Source organism: Bradyrhizobium cosmicum (assembly GCF_032290525.1).
GTDB classification, from domain to species: Bacteria; Pseudomonadota; Alphaproteobacteria; order Rhizobiales; family Xanthobacteraceae; genus Bradyrhizobium; species Bradyrhizobium cosmicum_A.
Genome location: NZ_JASXTA010000380.1, coordinates 1 through 254, shown reverse-complemented (window position 1 = coordinate 254; position 254 = coordinate 1). Strand labels below are relative to the sequence as shown.

Below are 254 nucleotides of genomic sequence, written 5' to 3'. Positions count from 1 at the left end.
TCGTAGACCCGGCGGCGGGTCTTTTCCGCCAATGCCGGATCCTGGTCGAACATCAGGTGCCAGCCCGGATTGGTGACGAACAGCGCCGGCAGGTTGGTGACGTCGGACTGGATGAACACCTTGTCGGAGCCGGATGCGAGAACATAGGACGTGTGGCCCGGCGTGTGGCCGATGGTTTCCACCGCCGTCAGTCCGGGCGCTACTTCCTTGCCCCACTCATAGGGCGTCACCTTCTTCTTGAGCCCCGCCTCCAG

The 254-nt window shown here is 63.8% G+C and carries 1 pseudogene; it reads right to left on the bottom strand.

What is annotated here, in order from left to right:
* A pseudogene (locus tag QSV46_RS40330) lies at nt 1–254 on the bottom strand (MBL fold metallo-hydrolase); the annotation flags it as partial.